This is a genomic window from Brucella sp. 22210 (assembly GCF_052045675.1).
Lineage (GTDB): Bacteria > Pseudomonadota > Alphaproteobacteria > Rhizobiales > Rhizobiaceae > Brucella.
On the sequence record NZ_JBQEPD010000130.1, the window covers coordinates 1 to 962 of the forward strand.

Below are 962 nucleotides of genomic sequence, written 5' to 3' on the forward strand. Positions count from 1 at the left end.
CCACGCGCTACGACAAGAACCCGTACAATTTCCTCGCTGCTGTCAAACTGATCGCTGTCAGCATCTGGTGCATCAGTTTATGAGTCTACGCTCTAGAGCGCGTCAGCGTGGTTAAATTTTAAGGCAGGTGAACGACAAAACGCGCACCGGATCTCGGTGTAGTTCAAATCATATCTGCGTAGCACTAAAAATACATCCGCGAGTGATGTACCAAGTCTGTGCCAGCGATTGCGGATAGTCATGACGTCGATATTAAGAGCCTGATGATACCCCATTGAATACCGAATAATGGCGTCATCATCATCCTTATATTTATGCAATCGATAATTGATAACGTCATCGCCCCCCACCAAGGTTTCCACCGGAGGAATTACGCAATATTGTGCCAAGCCGATGGCACCGCTTGTCGAATATCCGTGCTGTGAAAAAAACGATAGCCTGGTTCCTATTGGAACAAGAGTTCGTGAAATTGAAAGGGGGAGACAGCCATCGCCGTTGCTTAAAAAGCTGCCATGCGCCGTGATAAGCAATATACCTGCGGCGGGTGTTTCTGTGTTGGAAAACAAATAAAATTGGTCCCCCAATGATCGCTTAAGAAGCATTCTTTTTCCATATATTGAAAAGTTAGAACACTGGCACTCTGCCGATTGGGTCTCGCGATTCAATCGTTTCGTTTCATTCAGAGTGGATCATATTGTACTAAGAGCCTGTTCCAAAAAGGATTGAGCGATTACAGCAGGTTATGATTCAATCGGATTGCTTAGATGCGATGGAGCTCACGATGACCTGGACTGAAACCGCTCGCCGACAGTATGTACGACGCAACGCACGCTATGCAACCGATTTAACGGTTACCATAGCGTTCAGGGATTTCTGACCATGATGACCCGGTGCGGAAGCGCCACAGGATTCCGTTGAGAACCATGCGATCATCAACCCGTGGAACGCCACGAGGTTTGCTC

Annotated in this window: 1 protein-coding gene and 2 pseudogenes; 1 reads left to right on the plus strand and 2 read right to left on the minus strand. The window is 47.5% G+C overall.

What is annotated here, in order from left to right; translation table 11 throughout:
- Positions 1–83, plus strand: a pseudogene (locus ACTJKP_RS26925) (IS5/IS1182 family transposase); the annotation flags it as partial.
- Between the two features lie 9 nt (positions 84–92).
- On the opposite strand, the gene ACTJKP_RS26930 reads toward ACTJKP_RS26925, so the two are convergent.
- Positions 93–602: a putative adhesin gene (locus tag ACTJKP_RS26930; protein ID WP_440632840.1), complete on the minus strand. Its 510-nt coding sequence runs from the start codon at positions 600–602 to the stop codon at positions 93–95.
- Positions 603–853: 251 nt separating this feature from the next.
- Positions 854–962, minus strand: a pseudogene (locus ACTJKP_RS26935) (transposase); the annotation flags it as partial.

Excerpts from the sequence above, each read along its gene's own strand:
- ACTJKP_RS26930 (WP_440632840.1), bottom strand. The coding sequence starts at position 602 with ATGCTTCTTAAGCGATCATTGGGGGACCAATTTTATTTGTTTTCCAAC.